The following is a 14933-nucleotide window of genomic DNA, read 5'->3' on the forward strand; positions in this document are numbered from 1 at the left end:
TTAAGGCTGTTATCGCAAAGTACTAATCGTCGCTTTTTCGCATTTCGCTCGCTGCTTGTGCAAATTGCTCGACGCTATTCCAATTAGTAAATTCTAAGTTGGTATTTGGATCCGTTGGCCCTTTTGTCATCCACATAATGAAACGAATCATATTACGGTCGAGAAATTTGTATTGTTGGTAATTGAGTTTACCTGCAAAAACACCTTGTAGATCCGGCTGCCAATTCAGCTGGTCTAAGAATTTAATGATATATGGATTGGTATCTGGTTGGCATTTTTCAGGTTTACGAGCAACGAGGTTGACAGTGAAAAACGCGCTAGGTTTACTCTCAAGCAAGGTTTTGTTTTGTTCAATAAAGTCTGCAACGGTTTTTTGGTGTTTGCCATAACGAATGCTGGCTCCAATGATGACCTTGTCGTAACTTGCCAAACTTTCACTTGTTACTTCTTCTATCGGTAATAGGGTGACGGAATGACTTTTGCTTTCAATGATGGCTTGTATTTTTAGGCTTATCTTTTTTGTGTGACCGTCTGTAGTAGAAAAAATCAATAAAATATTAGACATGGTGATTCAGAAAAGCTGCCTCAATTAAGTTTGGAAGGTAAAAAATGTGTTGGACTTGTTATAAACACTAAGACGCTTGCTGTAAAGGGTGGAGGGGATGGTTACAGGTTTTGAACGTTTTTTTCTTAATAAAGCGGCTTAGTTTAACCAAGCCGCTTGCATTGATTAGATAGTCAGACTATTCAGCTGAACTATGCTTTCTCGCACGGACATCAGATTGCGCGCTACGATAAAACTTCTCTTGCGGTTTAGACTTAGTGATTTGGTCGTCATCAGTATCTTCATTGCGAAGCAGCATAAAGTCAGCGACACGTTGTTCATCTAAACGGTTTGCTTTCACTGCGCTTTTAATAGCACAACCTGGCTCACCTTGATGGCGGCAATCACTAAAACGACATTCTTTCTCTAATGCAATAATGTCAGCGAAGTTGGCAATAGCTGTGCTGTCAAACTCAGCAAGTTGAAGTTCACGCATACCTTCAGTATCTAGCAAAATGGCGCCGGATGGCATGATTTTTAAAGAGCCTGACTGACTAATGTTTCTTTGTGCTTTGCCATCGCTGGTGGTCTGCATCAAGGTGTTGATTAAGGCTGACTTGCCCGAGCCTACTGCACCAAGCAAAGCAATGGTTTTGCCTTTTTTAAGAAAGGGTGACAAACAGCGTAGGCTGTCAGCGTCTAAAGCATTTACCGTTTCTACGATTAACAGAGGATCAAGTTTCTCAACTTGAGCGCGTTTTTCAGCGGCATCATCACAAGTATCTGCTTTTGTAAGTATCACAACGGCATCGGCTTGTGCTTCATGAGTTAGTTCTAAATAGCGCTTAATTAACGTCAAATTAAAATCTTGGTTCATAGCGCAAATTAAAAACACCGTATCAATATTAGATGCGATACCTTCAAATACAGAACTTGGCTCTAAGAGGCGCAAAAAGTTATTTTCTGCATCCGTTATAATCCAGTCACCCACAACCATGCTTGGTATATCAGCATGATCTTCCAAAGTAACCAAACCAAACTCGCTCGCAAGTTCGTAGCGGCTATTTTGATGAGAACATATACGAGCAATACGGTTAGATTCTAAATCATCCAATGATAACTGTTGTTGAAAGTAAGCCTGCCAGCCTAGATCCAATAAAGTAAGCGTGGAATCCATTAACATTACCCCAAGCGAAATACGCTATCGTAAATAAGAAGCTATATGCTTCGATTAGTATCACTAAACATAAAAAGAATGATTATGTTGTAGCCAGAAAGTTAACAAACACTTTGTATTAAGCATAAAAAATGCCGTGTTAATTTGCGAGATTAGCACAGTGTGAGCAAGCTACAAACAGAAATATCACTGTTATAAAAAAGGTTTATGCTTGGTGTTTTTATATGGAAAAAGCAACAAGATATTTGTTATTAAACGATAACAAAGAGCCTAGATTTGAATGCCGTTATACTGCTTTTAATGTTCGTTTTTAGGCATTATTTTAGTAATACAATGAAGGTTTTTCCTACTTAATAAATAGGTTTTTATCTACGCATCGGTATTTTACCCTATACAGCAAAACGGCCTAACTAATCTTGATTAGAAAATTGATGGGGAAGAGATGGGTCTGTCTCCTGGTTGGCGATTAATTAATACGCTATTCGTTATTTTTCGGTTTCTTCACCCTGTGTTTTGTTAGGTCATATTGTTTGCGTCTTTACAATTACTCGACGGAAACTATTACCGAGTAATTTTGTAAAAACTACTTGTTAGTTCATGCCTTAGCAGTGCTCTTTACGCACCTATTTCTTATAAAACCATTAAAAATCAATTGGTTATGATTATTTTTAAAAGTTGGCACGTGCTTCGCAATACACTAAGTGAAATCAACAACAGAAAGGTTAATTTTCTTCTTAGGGTTGTTGAATTGATTATTTGGGCTGCTGGTATAGACCACAATGATGGCTCCCAAACTTTTATAAACTAAATGGAGGTTACCATTATGAATATTAAACGTACTCTACTAAATACGGCTTTGGTTCTTGTAACAGCTGGTACATTGGCGGCATGTGATCAGAGCTCTGATGACAACAAAGTAGAAGACGCAATGTCCAATGCTGGTGATGCTGTTGAGCAAACTATGGATGACGCGGGTGATGCGCTAAACAGCGCTGGTGAGTCAATCGAAGATACTGTCACTGACACAGGTAACGCCATTGAAGATACCTGTGAAGAAGCTAAAGAAGGCATGAATGCCAAAGATACGGATTGCTAAAATGAATAGAAAAAAGGCCGAGTGATCGGCCTTTTTTCTAACTCTTTTTTATGAGAAATCGGTATGGTCGTATTTATCGAGTTTGTTGTATAAGGTTTTGACGCTAATACCCAGTTGATTGGCTGTATCTGTCTTATTACCTTGATTGTTTTTCAGCGTTTTTAAGATAGCAATTTTTTCTAAATCATCTAGACGCATACCGATGGGAATCCCTGCGGTTTCGTCGTTTACGGTTTGATCGCTAAGATCATTGGTAACAAGATGTTCAGGATGAATGATGGCATCAGCCAAAATATAAGCTCGTTCAACGGCGTGCTTTAATTCACGAACATTGCCAGGCCAGCTGTAGTGATTAATTTTTTCTAGACTCTGCTCGGAAAAATATTTGTGTAGACCATCTTGGGTATTTCGATAAGCCAGGAAGTGTTGAGCAAGGCCGCAGGCATCGCCTTCACGGTCACGTAAAGTAGGGACCATGATAGGGAATTGAGCTAAGCGGAAATAGAGGTCTTCACGAAAGACTTCGTCACGGATGGCATCACTTAATGTGCGGTTTGTTGCTGCAACAATGCGCACATTAGCCATTTTGACTTGTTGAGAGCCAACCGGTTTGTATTCACCGCTTTCAAGTACACGTAGCAGTTTTACTTGCTGTTCATAGGGCATCTCGGTGACTTCATCTAAAAAGAGCGTACCACCTTCGGCTTGTTCAAAAACGCCTTGGTGATCTTTATGGGCTCCAGTAAATGCGCCTTTTACATGGCCGAATAATTCGCTGTCGATAAGTTCTGGGCTGAGTGCGCCACAGTTTATTGCCACAAAAGGACCTTCGGCGCGTTGGCTAAATACATGCAGAGTATTGGCGATAAGTTCTTTACCTGTGCCACTTTCGCCCATGATAAAAGCATTGGCCTTAGTGGCTGCAACTTTGCGTATCGTGCGGTAAAGAGAGTGCATGGCGGTAGAGGAGCCGACTAATAAACCAAATTGGTCTAAATAGCTGGTTTGAGTATGGCTGTTTTCTTGAGAGCGATTTAGCTCACAAAACAGCTCTTCTAGCGAGGATTCGATCAATTTTAAATTGTAAGGTTCGCGGTAATGAAACCCCGCACCTTTACGCATTAGAGAATCGAGTATTGGGTCTGGTTCTCCTTTGCTGAAAAATACGAACTCGGTTTGGTACAGAAGGTCGCTGTTTATCAGCTCTTTTAAGGCAACATCATGTAGTGAATTGACTTCGATAAGAGCAACATCGCATTGGCTGACGGACAATTGATCTAGCCAATTTTCGTCTTGATGGCTGATGTTTAATTCGAATTGTCGAACGCCGTTTAAAGAAAGTAGATTTGAAGCTAATAATGGATCTTGAACATGCATAAAAAGCTTTGGTGAAGACATTATTATTTTCCCTGTTTCAAACGTAAAAATTTATAGCTGTAATGAAATCATAGGAAGATAAGGCTTACCTAGCCTTTTGCTGTAACTTTGCATTAAACACTGGCTTAATTATCCTTATTTGCACAAAGCTCACCCTTTTTTGAAAGGAAACCATTATGCTTGAAGACCATAGATCAATAAAAAAAACCTACCCAAACTCGGATACACGCATTTTGTGTGACATGATTTCTATGTGTTTTGATGGTTTTTTTGCCAACTCAGTATTGAGTGGTCGAGTAGCAAATACGCTAGACAAGCATGTTTTTAAAAAGTTGTCATCTTTGTATCGTCGCTTATCTGAGCGTTTATTGCTGAGTGTTGGTTCTATTCCTGAAGATACTGGAACTATGAATCCAGAGCCGGGTTATATCGCAACAGCGTATTTAGCGGCACTAAAATCACCGGATAAATACGCGCCTAGTCGAATAATGAGTGTCAACTGGCAAGTTGTAAAGCGCATGAGCAGATCGGTGAGACTTTTAGAAAATGAAAAATATATCAATATGATAGTAGATTATCTGGCTTGCATTCAGGTTGTGTTGGATGGCGTTAAGCAAAAGCGTCTTACGGCAAAACTCTTGTGAAACATTGATAAATACAGTTGGCAAATAAAGCTCAGAAACGCATCAAGAAATACTTCAATGTGTTTCTGAGCTGCTTAATTACTCTTTATCACCAATGATTCGATAATCTAATTGGCCGTCAATCTTGCCTTTGGTATCTTCTGTTGCGACATGAAAGCGGGCGCTGTTTTTTTCTCTATTTGGGTTGATGGTCGCAATAACTTGGTTATTAACGATAAGTTGATAGCTTTCTGAAAAACTAATTTTTAAGTCGGCAGACTTCGGATTTTCAAATAAAAAATTGTCTTTTAAGCGAATAACCCGACTTTCACCTCGAACCCATTGACCCACCAAGGGTTGGGCTTTAAAACTGCTCTCTTTGTCTTTTACTGTGGTTTCAGATAGGAACACACGTATCAAATCCCCATGTATGGCAACTTTTTGACGGTCTTCAACACGAGCATTTAGGGTTGCCAGTTCGGTGTTTGTTTTACTGATATAAGTACGAAGTTGCTGGATTTTGTCATTAATTTGTTGTGAATTTAATGAATCCGTTGTTAATGAGCGAGGCAGCTCAGTAGCTTTTCCCACACGATTTTTTAATTCGATATAGTTCGCTTTAGCAAGCTGCTTTTGTGCTGCAAATTGTTCAATAAGTTTAGCGCGGTTATTATCATTTTCGTTGTTGAGTTCTGTTTTTGTTACGGAGCTATTCTCTTTAACGGCAGGTTCTGCTTTTGCAGCCGTTGTATCGTCAGTATTTTCAGTGAGTTTTTGTTCTGTAGTATCTTGAGCGATGTTGTGCTCTTGTTTTGGTAAAAATGGCATCGAACAAGCGCTAAGTAAAAGCGTTGCAAGTAAAAGGCCAGTGCGTAATGTTGGCATTGAAAAATCCTAAGATTAGTTGAGTTCTATGCTCGCTGTTTTGTGCAAAGAGTCTCTTGATGAAATATAAGTTACCAAGTATGAGGTATGGCGGATTGTATGTCGAGAAAGAGTATTTTATTAAGAGAAAGTTGCAAAGGGGTTTGCTGAAAAATACTGTGTAAAGCTGTGAAATAAATGACGAAGAATAAGAGACAAGTAAAATACTTGTCTCTTTAACTGGGTTAGTTTTGAGATTGGTTCCACAAAATGCACTCGTCTAAGGTAACGCCTTGACCGCCGAAAATATCCAGTGCACTACCAATGGTTAGATCCACTATACCATTAGACAACTCATGAACTCGTTTTAAATCAGCTAAAGATCGTGCGCCACCCGCGTAGGTCACCGCAACGGGGCAACCTTGGCCGAGTAAAGTAACTAAGTCTTCATCAATGCCCGCTTGCAAGCCTTCAACATCGGCTGCATGGATAAGAAATTCATCGCAGTGGTTGGCCAATTCAATAAGGTTTTCTTGGTTGACTTGAGTGGAGGTAATGGTTTGCCAACGATCGGTCGCAATATACCAGCCATCGTTTGTACGGCGGCAACTTAAATCCAATACCAAGCGGTCAGTCCCAGTCTCACGCTTAATTTTATCTAAGCGATCCCAAGAAAACTCACCATTCTCAAACAAATAGGAGGTCACAATGACATGGGAAGCGCCAGCATTTAAGTAGCTTTCCGCGTTGCTGTTGTTCACACCACCACCAAACTGCAAGCCATTTGGATAAGCGCGTAGGGCGCTTAAGGCTTCTTCTTGATTACCCTTGCCTAAGGCAATGACATGACCACCAATAAGGCCGTGTTCGCGATACATATTGGCGTAATGTTCTGCATTGTATTCGCTGATAAAGTTCTCTGTGGCACCTTTGTCGTTTAGACTTCCACCAACAATTTGCTTAACTTTGCCTTGGTGTAGGTCGATACAAGGACGGAATTGGGTCACAAAAAACTCCTATATAGTCTGAAAATAAAACAGGGATTGTAACTGATAATTTACCTAGAAACGATGCACCTAAGCAAACACTTCTTAAGCCTGTTATAATCGCTGATCATTAAAAATAGAGCGAAACAACAAGCAACCATCATGCTGCAAATAACCCTCGCCGTGGCGATCCCAGACCACGAAATTGAATTGACCGCTATTCGAGCGCAAGGCGCAGGCGGGCAAAATGTGAATAAAGTGTCTTCAGCCATTCATCTTAGATTTAACGTCGCTGAGTCTTCCTTGCCTGAGTTTTATAAAGAGCGCTTGCTCGCGTTAAGCGATTCTCGTCTGACTAAGGATGGCGATATCGTGCTGAAAGCCCAACAACATCGTACTCAAGAGCTAAACCGAGAAGACGCATTGGCAAGATTAAAAGCGCTTATTCTTGAGGCGGTGCGTGTTCAAAAAGCACGCAGACCGACCAAGCCATCTCGTTCATCGCAGAAGAAACGCGTTGATAAGAAAAAGCAAAAAGGCCAAATCAAAAGTTTGCGTCGTAGCAACTGGGATTAAAAAAATACTACATAAAATGAGCAATACTTGTTTTTCTAAAGTGCCATAGCCCTGTAATATGATGGGGTTACTTTCTTTGGAATAATAAAAAATAGGTTTGCTTAACATGAAACTAGAATCACTAGCATTGCACCACGGTTATACGTCAGAAGCCACGACAAAAGCGGCGGCTGTACCGATTTATCAAACGACTTCTTATACCTTTGATGATACTCAGCACGGTGCTGACTTATTTGACCTGAAAGTTCAGGGCAATATTTACACTCGTATCATGAACCCAACTACGGATGTTTTAGAACAACGTGTTGCTGCAATGGAAGGCGGGATCGCTGCTCTTGGTGTGGCATCTGGTATGGCAGCCATTACTTATGCTGTGCAATGCATCTGTGATGTAGGTTCAAACATTGTCAGCACCAGCCAGCTTTACGGCGGCACATACAACTTATTCGCTCACAGCTTCCCAAGACAAGGTATCGAAACACGCATGGTGTCTGCCGATGATCTAGCAGGATTTGAAGCGGCCATTGATGACAACACTCGCGCTATTTTTTGTGAGTCCATTGGTAACCCAGCAGGCAACATTGTAGACATCGAAGCGCTAGCGGCGATTGCCAATAAGCACGGCGTTCCACTTATTGTAGATAACACAGTGGCCACGCCATTCCTTTGCCGTCCTTTTGAATTGGGCGCGCACATTGTGGTGCACTCCTTAACAAAATACATTGGCGGACACGGTACGACCGTAGGTGGCATTATTGTTGACTCTGGTAAGTTTGATTGGGTAGCGAATAAAAAACGTTTCCCAATGTTGAATGAGCCAGATCCTTCTTACCACGATGTGGTTTACACAGAAGCACTAGGCGAAGCGGCTTATATCGGTCGTTGCCGTGTTGTACCACTACGTAACACGGGTTCTGCCTTGTCTCCGCACAGTGCATTTTTGATCATGCAAGGTCTGGAAACGCTAGGTCTAAGAATGGAGCGCCATTGCTCTAACGCGGAAAAACTGGCGGCGTTTTTACAGAATCACGATAAAGTGAATTGGGTGAATTACGCGGCCTTGCCTGATAACAAATACAACGAAATGAGCAAACGCATTACCAATGGTAAAGCGTCTGGTGTACTAAGCTTTGGCATTAAAGGTGGCATCGAAGCAGGTACACAGTTCATTGACTCACTACAAATGGTATTGCGCCTAGTGAACATTGGTGATGCAAAATCATTGGCTTGTCATCCCGCTTCCACCACTCACCGTCAGTTAAACGATGAAGAGCTAGCGAAAGCCGGTGTGAGCCGAGACTTGGTGCGTATTTCTGTTGGTATTGAAAACATTGAAGATATCATTGCCGACATTAGCCAAGCGTTAGATAAAGTTACTGTTTAATAACTAGGCTGACTTTGATTAGTTAACAATTAAAAGGGCTACTCTGGTAGCCCTTTTTTCATTCCACCAGAGTAAGTTGATATTCATGGCCGTTAATCAGGATAAAGATCCAATTACTCAAAGTCCTTGTATTCGACAATGTTGTCTTGATGCCGAGGATATTTGTATGGGGTGCTTTCGAAGTATTACGGAAATCATGGATTGGCAAAAATCGACACACGCTCAAAAGCAAGACGTGTTGGCAAATTGTGCTCTGCGAAAGCAGAAACACGACGCCAAATACTCTTAGTGTTCTTTCATTTCTATCTTCTATTATTTCTTTCTAACTTTCTGCGCCATTTAATTTAACGTTTTTTAATTTTGCTGTAATAAATCCATATCTACCCACGTCTAATTCCCAGAAACAATTTAAGGGCACTTGGATCTTTCCAAGTTTTTAGATAATGCGGGTAGGTGATTTACCTTGATAGCAGAACTTCAAACATGGCTAACCTCTGGCAACACATCGCTGACATTATTGTGTGTTGGTATTGTGCTCTTGTCCTATTTACTTGAAGACCTAGCCATTGCCACCGCAGCGACGTTGTCTGCCAATGGGGATTTGCTGCCATCGCTGGCCTTAATGTCGATTTTTATCGGTATTGCGACAGGAGACTTGGGTTTATATGTGCTAGGGCGATATACCCGAAAAGTTCGCTGGTTGCGTTATCGGGCATTGAGCAACTCTTCTTTTAAGGTGATTAGGCAAAAGCTGACCCAACGGGCTTTTGCGAACCTTTTTCTTATCCGTTTTATTCCTGGTTTACGAACCATTGGTTTCACCTTGAGTGGCTTTTTGGCCATCTCATTACCCGTCTTTTTTAGCGCGGTTTTGCTTGCAACGTCTATTTGGACCTTGCTGGTCTTCACCTTGATTTATCAAGTTGGCAGCCATGTGTTTATGTCATTGTCCGAGCTGAAATGGCTGCTAATTCCTGTGGCTTTTGGCCTGTTGTTTTTAATGAATCGTTTTCTCAATAAATCGTTTACACGAGGTATGTCATGAGCGTCATGGTAAAGGGGCAGTTCATTGCGCCGAATAAAATTAATGCAGGAATGCCGTTACTTCAAATAGAAGAAGAGACGAGTATTTCACCTTATGAGTTCATGCCAAGTTGGTTCTTTTATGCGCCTGTGGTAGCGCAGAGTTTGCTTCTTGGGCTGCGTCACGGGGATGTTTGCCTGCCACTAATTGCCAATCCCAGCATCAAGCTCAGTGGCATGGTGGGCGAATCGAAAACGGATATTTTGAATTTGGCAGGTCCATTCGCTAAGCAATGGATTGAGCCTTTTATTACTCTGACGAAAACGCAACAAAGCTCAGCAATTCAGTTAGAAAACGCTCTTCAAGCCATGACAGAGGCTCAGTTGTCTTTCCCTATCGTGGCGAAGCCTGACTTAGGTTGTCGTGGTGTCGGCGTCAAATTACTGAAATCCGTTGATCAGCTTCAGGACTATATAGAGACATTCCCTTCTTCTGCGCAGTTTCTTTTGCAAAGAAAAGCGCCTTACCAAGCGGAAGCGGGTGTTTTTTATGTTCGATACCCAGGGCGTAAGCAGGGCGAAATTATTTCCATCACATTGAAATACGCTCCGAGTGTCGTTGGTGATGGCACACACAGCTTGAAACAGCTGATCGAGCGCTGTCCTCGTGCAGGGCAATTAACCCACCTGTATTTCCCACGTCATACGCAAAAGCTGGATTGGATCCCCGCCGAAGGGGAAGAGTACCCCCTAGCGTTTGCTGGCAGCCACAGTCGTGGATCGATCTTTCGCAATGGCAATCAATACATCACAGAAGCCTTAACTCGCCAATTGGATGAGATTCTAAAAGACGTGGAGGGTTACTACTACGGGCGCTTAGACATCAAGTTTGCTGATATCGAATCCTTTATGGCAGGCGAGCAATTTTCCATTTTAGAAATGAATGGCGCCAGCAGTGAAGCGACCCATATTTGGGATCGCAATACCAAGCTTTCAGAGATTTTTAGCACCCTTTTAAAACAGTACCGAATCTTATTCGAGATTGGTGCTTTGCAGAAAAAACGCGGTTTTAGATCCCCCTCGATTCGCTCCCTGTTAAAAGCATGGCGTGAAGAAAAAAGCCTGACTCAACATTACCCCAGCACAGATTAAAACGCCGTTTTAAATGAATTCTAGGTTTTGGTTCAGTGCCGTATTGGAAGGAAAGAAGATGCAACCGGTATTAAAGAAAAGAGACATAAGTGAGTTGCCAGCCGCAACTTACGCACCCGTGGTGCAAGGCTGTCTTGAGGTGTTTGATCAGGCTTCTCGTTGTTTACAGATGCTAGATGACGAGTCTTATCAAGCGTCGATAAAGCCTGTGGTGAACAGTTCTATTGGAGAGCATTTTCGTCATTGGTTAGATGTCTTTCATGCCGTGTATCAAGCGGGAATCGTGATTGATTATAACCAGCGTCGTCGCGGTCATGCGGTGGAAACCTCGCGCTCGGTTGCCTTGGAAGAGATCGCACGCTTACACCATTGGTTGGTGGGGTTATCGGATAAACAGCTGAAAAAAAGCGTGAGTATTTTGACGGAAGTCTCTGTGTCACACACTCAGGCTTGTCTTATGTCATCCACATTAGAGCGTGAAATTACCTTTGCTGCTCTGCATGCCAATCATCATTTTGCCATGGTGAAAGTAGCCGCCAGCTTAATGAATAAAAGCATCGATGACGATTTTGGTATTGCCCCAGCCACCGCAACATTTCTACGAGGGCAATCATAATGTGCTCGGTTTCTTGGTGGATTGACGAATCTGGCTATCAGCTGTTTTTTAATCGTGATGAGCAAAAAACACGAACTCCCGCCTTGTCGCCTCAGTCTTTTGTTCTGCAAGGCACCCAAGTGCTCATGCCGATTGATCCTGTGGGCAAAGGCAGCTGGATTAGCTTGAACGAGGCCGGAGTGTCTTTGTGTTTGCTCAATAACTATCAAGGCAAAACGCCATCAGGCCAACTGACAAGCCGTGGGCAACTGGTCAAGCAATTATCCAATGCCATAGGGCTTGCTCAAATTGAATGGCAGTTTGCTCAGCTTGACCTGCAACAGTTTGCCCCTTTTACCTTGCTGGCTTTTGAACTGGGTAATAGCAAGGTTAGAGAGTTTCAATGGGATGGTGAAAACGCATCGATTCTTTATGCCCAATCACCGCATTTTTCGTCTGCAGTGGCATTAGACAGTGTCACGGCCTATCGACAATCCGTCTATGACGAACTGACCGTCACATGCGCTGACGATTTGCTGCTGTTTCATTCTCAGCACCATCCAGAACAGTCTCATTTCTCGGTTTGTATGCACAGAGAAGATGCTCAAACCGTGAGCTTCACACGCATTCAAGCGAGTCAAAACGATTTGCAGATGACCTATGTAGCGGGATCTCCGTGTATGCATTTAACGCCACAAGCCTTGGCGTCTCAGAGTCATGGTTTTCAAGACAATGGTTTTCAAGAAAAGGTTTCTCTCGTTAGTGGTTCTTATTAATCAAAATCCAGGAGTTGTTATGACACGTTTAATGATGTTTTTTGCCTTGTTTATAAGCAGTTTTGCCCTAGCGCAAGATGAGATTTACACCGGCTACTTTAGTAACAAAGCCCTGAGTGGTTACGACACAGTGGCCTATTTCACTGACCATAAACCGATCAAAGGCAGTGATGAATTTGTTACCGAATACAAAGGCGCAGATTGGTATTTCGCTTCTCAAGAACACCTCGAGATGTTCAAAGCAGAACCTGAAAAGTACGCGCCGCAATATGGCGGTTATTGCGCTTGGGCGGTGTCTGTAAAAAACGATTTTGCGTCAGCTGACCCGAAAGATTGGGCGATTGTCGATGGCAAGCTCTACCTGAATTACGACGAAAACGTTAAGCGCGAGTGGGACCAAGATCCGGCTTTGCACATCAAACAAGCCGATGCCAACTGGCCAACGCTAATCCATAAAAAATAATACTTAAAAATAAGGTTAATCGAGATGAATAAGCAAATCGTGAAATATGTACCAACGGTGTTTATCGCTTTTGTATTTGTGCAGTCCTTGTTCTTTAAATTCACCGGCTCCTATGAAACCGACCATATCTTTGGCGTGCTGGGCGCTTGGTCTGGATTGGCATTTTTTGGTCAATACGGTGGCTACATAATTGGTGTGGCTGAATTGATTGCTTCTATTTTGTTGTTTAGTCGATGGCATGGACTGGGTGCTTTGATGGCAATGGGCATTATGAGTGGTGCCATTCTGTTTCATCTATTCACACCATTGGGGGTGGTCATGCCTGAGTTCAATGAAGTGGGTGAGATCGTTGGTAACGATGGTGGTTTGCTGTTCGCCATGGCGTGTTTGGTTTGGTTATGCGCTTTGTTTTTATCAATGCGAGATCTTCGAGCACCACAAGGCACGTTAAACAAGCTTGTAAATAGAGGAGCCTAACTATGTTAGCCAGCCCTGTTCGTTTGCCAAGTCCGTTTCGCTTAAAAAGAGTGACACCATTTGGTGTAGGGGAATCTGTTATTGAATGGGCGACAGGACTCGCTAAATTAGATCGTTTGTATCAACAAAGGCCAAGTAGCCAAAACTCTTTTGAGTTTATGCGTTACACCTTAGAAGCTTTGGACATTGATTATTCGATTGCCAAAGGAAGCGTCGACCAGATCCCCAAAGACGGTCCTGTGGTGATCGTCGCCAATCATCCCCTTGGTGCGATTGAAGGTGTGGTTTTGGCGGATTTGGTTGGGCAAGTGCGCAGTGATGTGAAAGTGCTGGCCAATGAATTGCTCAAGCGTTTGCCTGAAATCAGTGATTTGTTTATCGGTGTGGATGTATTCGGTGGCAAAACCGCTCAGCGGACGAATGGCAAGGCAGTTCGTGATGCCCACCGACATTTGGCCGAGGGCGGGGTGTTGATTGTTTTTCCTGCTGGGGAAGTGTCTACCTATGCGAAACCATCACAAGGTTTATCATCAGATAATTCGAAAGAAAAACAGGCATTGGCGGACATTGAATGGAGTCAGTCTGTTGCGAATTTCTTGAAGCGCAGTGAGGCGATTACGGTTCCTATTTTTATCAACGGCAAAAATAGCGAACTGTTTTATCAAGCAGGTCGAATTCACCCCTTATTGAGAACGGCAATGCTGGGGCGAGAGTTGTTAAACAAAAAGTCTTCAGTGATTGATATTTCCATTGGCAGTGCGATGCCATTTTCAGAACTCAAACAGTTTGATAACAATCAAGACCTTGTTAGTTATCTACGTTTAAACACCTATTTAATGAGCCCGCAGCAGGATCAAGAGTCTGTCGCTCACACAGAGCAAATTGATTTGCCCATTATTGCCGCTATAAACCCTGATCTATTAGAGAGCGAAATCGCCAGTCTTCCTAGTGAAATGAAGCTCGTGGAGCAGGGGGAGTTCAGTGTTTATTACGCCCCAACATCATCTATCCCTTTGCTTATTCAAGAAATTGGCCGCATACGAGAAGAGAACTTTCGTGCTGTCGGGGAAGGCAGTGGTTTGGCCTGTGATGTCGACGAATATGACCTGTATTACCACCAGCTTTTTGTTTGGCATCATGGCAATAAAGAAGTCGTCGGTGCCTACAGAATGGGGCTGGTGGATAAACTGGTTAAACAACATGGTTTAAAAGGCTTGTACTCTCGCAGCCTGTTTCATTACGACCAAGCCTTTATCGATAGTTTAGGGCAAAGCATTGAAATGGGTCGGTCTGTTGTCGCAGGGAAGTATCAAAAGAACTTAAACTCTTTATTGTTGCTATGGAAAGGCATTGCGACTTTTGCCTATCGCAACCCCAAATACACGAATTTATTTGGCCCTGTGAGTATCAGCAATGAGTACAGTCATGCCGCGCGCCAGTTAATCGCGGCGACCTTATCGGTTCATTATTATGATAAAGAAAAAGCCAGCTTGGTGATGCCTTCGACTCCTCTTAGAAACAGTGGCTCCGTGTTTTGGCAACCCAATTTATTATCGTCATTAGCCAGTGTAACCCTGCTATCTAACGTATTATCGAGAATGGAGCAGGGCAAAGGCCTTCCAGTGTTGATTCGTCAATATTTAAAAATGAACGGAAAATTGGTGTGTTTCAATGTGGATCCAGCCTTTCATAACACCTTGGATGGTTTGATTGTGGTGAATTTAAAAGACGTGCCGTTGGCCATTTTGGCGAAATACATGGGACGAAATGAGGCTGAAGAATATTTATCGGATAATTAGTGTGTGTTGATGAAAATCACA

17 protein-coding genes are annotated in these 14933 nt (G+C 42.6%); 12 read left to right on the forward strand and 5 right to left on the reverse strand.

Annotated elements, in window-relative coordinates; genetic code table 11:
• Positions 1-22 precede the first annotated feature (22 nt).
• Both hemG and rsgA read right to left on the reverse strand, forming a co-directional pair.
• The gene (gene hemG, locus C0J08_RS06345; RefSeq protein WP_212655261.1) at positions 23-565 is read right to left on the reverse strand and encodes a menaquinone-dependent protoporphyrinogen IX dehydrogenase; all 543 of its coding nucleotides are present in this window, start codon (positions 563-565) and stop codon (positions 23-25) included.
• Positions 566-743: 178 nt separating this feature from the next.
• Positions 744-1721: a GTPase RsgA gene (rsgA, locus tag C0J08_RS06350; RefSeq protein ID WP_212655262.1), complete on the reverse strand. Its 978-nt coding sequence runs from the start codon at positions 1719-1721 to the stop codon at positions 744-746.
• Positions 1722-2544: 823 nt separating this feature from the next.
• Between rsgA and C0J08_RS06355 the strand changes: the two genes are divergently transcribed.
• Positions 2545-2817, forward strand: coding sequence for a hypothetical protein (locus C0J08_RS06355; protein WP_212655263.1), 273 nt, complete (start codon positions 2545-2547; stop codon positions 2815-2817).
• A 48-nt stretch (positions 2818-2865) separates the two neighbouring features.
• Here the strand turns inward: C0J08_RS06355 and C0J08_RS06360 are convergent, their stop codons facing one another.
• Entirely contained in the window at positions 2866-4215 is a 1350-nt protein-coding gene (locus tag C0J08_RS06360) for a sigma-54 interaction domain-containing protein (protein WP_212655264.1), read from the reverse strand.
• A 155-nt stretch (positions 4216-4370) separates the two neighbouring features.
• Between C0J08_RS06360 and C0J08_RS06365 the strand changes: the two genes are divergently transcribed.
• Positions 4371-4838: a hypothetical protein gene (locus C0J08_RS06365; protein WP_212655265.1), complete on the forward strand. Its 468-nt coding sequence runs from the start codon at positions 4371-4373 to the stop codon at positions 4836-4838.
• A gap of 78 nt (positions 4839-4916) precedes the next feature.
• Here the strand turns inward: C0J08_RS06365 and C0J08_RS06370 are convergent, their stop codons facing one another.
• Positions 4917-5702, reverse strand: a complete 786-nt coding sequence (locus tag C0J08_RS06370; protein WP_212655266.1) for a hypothetical protein — start codon at positions 5700-5702, stop codon at positions 4917-4919.
• 224 nt (positions 5703-5926) lie between these two features.
• The gene (gene hisA, locus C0J08_RS06375; RefSeq protein WP_212655267.1) at positions 5927-6688 is read right to left on the reverse strand and encodes a phosphoribosylformimino-5-aminoimidazole carboxamide ribotide isomerase; all 762 of its coding nucleotides are present in this window, start codon (positions 6686-6688) and stop codon (positions 5927-5929) included.
• A 141-nt stretch (positions 6689-6829) separates the two neighbouring features.
• Here hisA and arfB point away from each other — a divergent pair, with 141 nt between their 5' ends.
• The 10 genes from arfB (at position 6830) to C0J08_RS06425 (ending at position 14912) form a co-directional block, all read left to right on the forward strand.
• On the forward strand, positions 6830-7243 hold the full coding sequence (arfB, locus tag C0J08_RS06380) for an alternative ribosome rescue aminoacyl-tRNA hydrolase ArfB (protein ID WP_212655268.1): 414 nt from the start codon (positions 6830-6832) through the stop codon (positions 7241-7243).
• Positions 7244-7349: 106 nt separating this feature from the next.
• The gene (locus C0J08_RS06385) at positions 7350-8627 is read left to right on the forward strand and encodes an O-acetylhomoserine aminocarboxypropyltransferase/cysteine synthase family protein (RefSeq protein WP_212655269.1); all 1278 of its coding nucleotides are present in this window, start codon (positions 7350-7352) and stop codon (positions 8625-8627) included.
• Positions 8628-8712: 85 nt separating this feature from the next.
• Entirely contained in the window at positions 8713-8916 is a 204-nt protein-coding gene (locus C0J08_RS06390; protein WP_212655270.1) for a DUF1289 domain-containing protein, read from the forward strand.
• A 174-nt stretch (positions 8917-9090) separates the two neighbouring features.
• A complete protein-coding gene (locus tag C0J08_RS06395) occupies positions 9091-9672 on the forward strand; it encodes a DedA family protein (protein WP_212655271.1) in 582 nt (193 codons plus the stop codon).
• The gene (locus C0J08_RS06400) at positions 9669-10802 is read left to right on the forward strand and encodes a D-alanine--D-alanine ligase (protein ID WP_212655272.1); all 1134 of its coding nucleotides are present in this window, start codon (positions 9669-9671) and stop codon (positions 10800-10802) included. Before C0J08_RS06395 ends, C0J08_RS06400 begins: the two co-directional genes overlap by 4 nt.
• A 58-nt stretch (positions 10803-10860) precedes the next feature.
• Positions 10861-11418 carry a hypothetical protein gene (locus tag C0J08_RS06405; protein WP_212655273.1) on the forward strand — a complete coding sequence of 186 codons (558 nt, stop codon included), beginning with the start codon at positions 10861-10863 and terminating at the stop codon, positions 11416-11418.
• Complete coding sequence (locus tag C0J08_RS06410; protein ID WP_212655274.1) at positions 11418-12173, forward strand: NRDE family protein; 756 nt, start codon at positions 11418-11420, stop codon at positions 12171-12173. Before C0J08_RS06405 ends, C0J08_RS06410 begins: the two co-directional genes overlap by 1 nt.
• Before the next feature lie 19 nt (positions 12174-12192).
• Entirely contained in the window at positions 12193-12636 is a 444-nt protein-coding gene (locus tag C0J08_RS06415; protein ID WP_212655275.1) for a YHS domain-containing (seleno)protein, read from the forward strand.
• Positions 12637-12660: 24 nt separating this feature from the next.
• Positions 12661-13113 (forward strand): hypothetical protein, encoded by a 453-nt coding sequence (locus tag C0J08_RS06420; protein WP_212655276.1) that lies wholly within the window; start codon positions 12661-12663, stop codon positions 13111-13113.
• 2 nt (positions 13114-13115) lie between these two features.
• Positions 13116-14912 carry a bifunctional lysophospholipid acyltransferase family protein/GNAT family N-acetyltransferase gene (locus C0J08_RS06425; protein WP_212655277.1) on the forward strand — a complete coding sequence of 599 codons (1797 nt, stop codon included), beginning with the start codon at positions 13116-13118 and terminating at the stop codon, positions 14910-14912.
• Positions 14913-14933: the final 21 nt, after the last annotated feature.

The sequence above is a fragment of the Marinomonas sp. CT5 genome (assembly GCF_018336975.1).
Classification (GTDB): domain Bacteria; phylum Pseudomonadota; class Gammaproteobacteria; order Pseudomonadales; family Marinomonadaceae; genus Marinomonas.

Bases quoted from the DNA above. Each gene is read 5' to 3' on its own strand.
- hemG (WP_212655261.1), bottom strand. From the start codon at position 565: ATGTCTAATATTTTATTGATTTTTTCTACTACAGACGGTCACACAAAA.
- rsgA (WP_212655262.1), bottom strand. From the start codon at position 1,721: ATGGATTCCACGCTTACTTTATTGGATCTAGGCTGGCAGGCTTACTTT.
- C0J08_RS06355 (WP_212655263.1), top strand. From the start codon at position 2,545: ATGAATATTAAACGTACTCTACTAAATACGGCTTTGGTTCTTGTAACA.
- C0J08_RS06360 (WP_212655264.1), bottom strand. From the start codon at position 4,215: ATGTCTTCACCAAAGCTTTTTATGCATGTTCAAGATCCATTATTAGCT.
- C0J08_RS06365 (WP_212655265.1), top strand. From the start codon at position 4,371: ATGCTTGAAGACCATAGATCAATAAAAAAAACCTACCCAAACTCGGAT.
- C0J08_RS06370 (WP_212655266.1), bottom strand. From the start codon at position 5,702: ATGCCAACATTACGCACTGGCCTTTTACTTGCAACGCTTTTACTTAGC.
- arfB (WP_212655268.1), top strand. From the start codon at position 6,830: ATGCTGCAAATAACCCTCGCCGTGGCGATCCCAGACCACGAAATTGAA.
- C0J08_RS06385 (WP_212655269.1), top strand. From the start codon at position 7,350: ATGAAACTAGAATCACTAGCATTGCACCACGGTTATACGTCAGAAGCC.
- C0J08_RS06390 (WP_212655270.1), top strand. From the start codon at position 8,713: ATGGCCGTTAATCAGGATAAAGATCCAATTACTCAAAGTCCTTGTATT.
- C0J08_RS06400 (WP_212655272.1), top strand. From the start codon at position 9,669: ATGAGCGTCATGGTAAAGGGGCAGTTCATTGCGCCGAATAAAATTAAT.
- C0J08_RS06405 (WP_212655273.1), top strand. From the start codon at position 10,861: ATGCAACCGGTATTAAAGAAAAGAGACATAAGTGAGTTGCCAGCCGCA.
- C0J08_RS06410 (WP_212655274.1), top strand. From the start codon at position 11,418: ATGTGCTCGGTTTCTTGGTGGATTGACGAATCTGGCTATCAGCTGTTT.
- C0J08_RS06415 (WP_212655275.1), top strand. From the start codon at position 12,193: ATGACACGTTTAATGATGTTTTTTGCCTTGTTTATAAGCAGTTTTGCC.
- C0J08_RS06420 (WP_212655276.1), top strand. From the start codon at position 12,661: ATGAATAAGCAAATCGTGAAATATGTACCAACGGTGTTTATCGCTTTT.
- C0J08_RS06425 (WP_212655277.1), top strand. From the start codon at position 13,116: ATGTTAGCCAGCCCTGTTCGTTTGCCAAGTCCGTTTCGCTTAAAAAGA.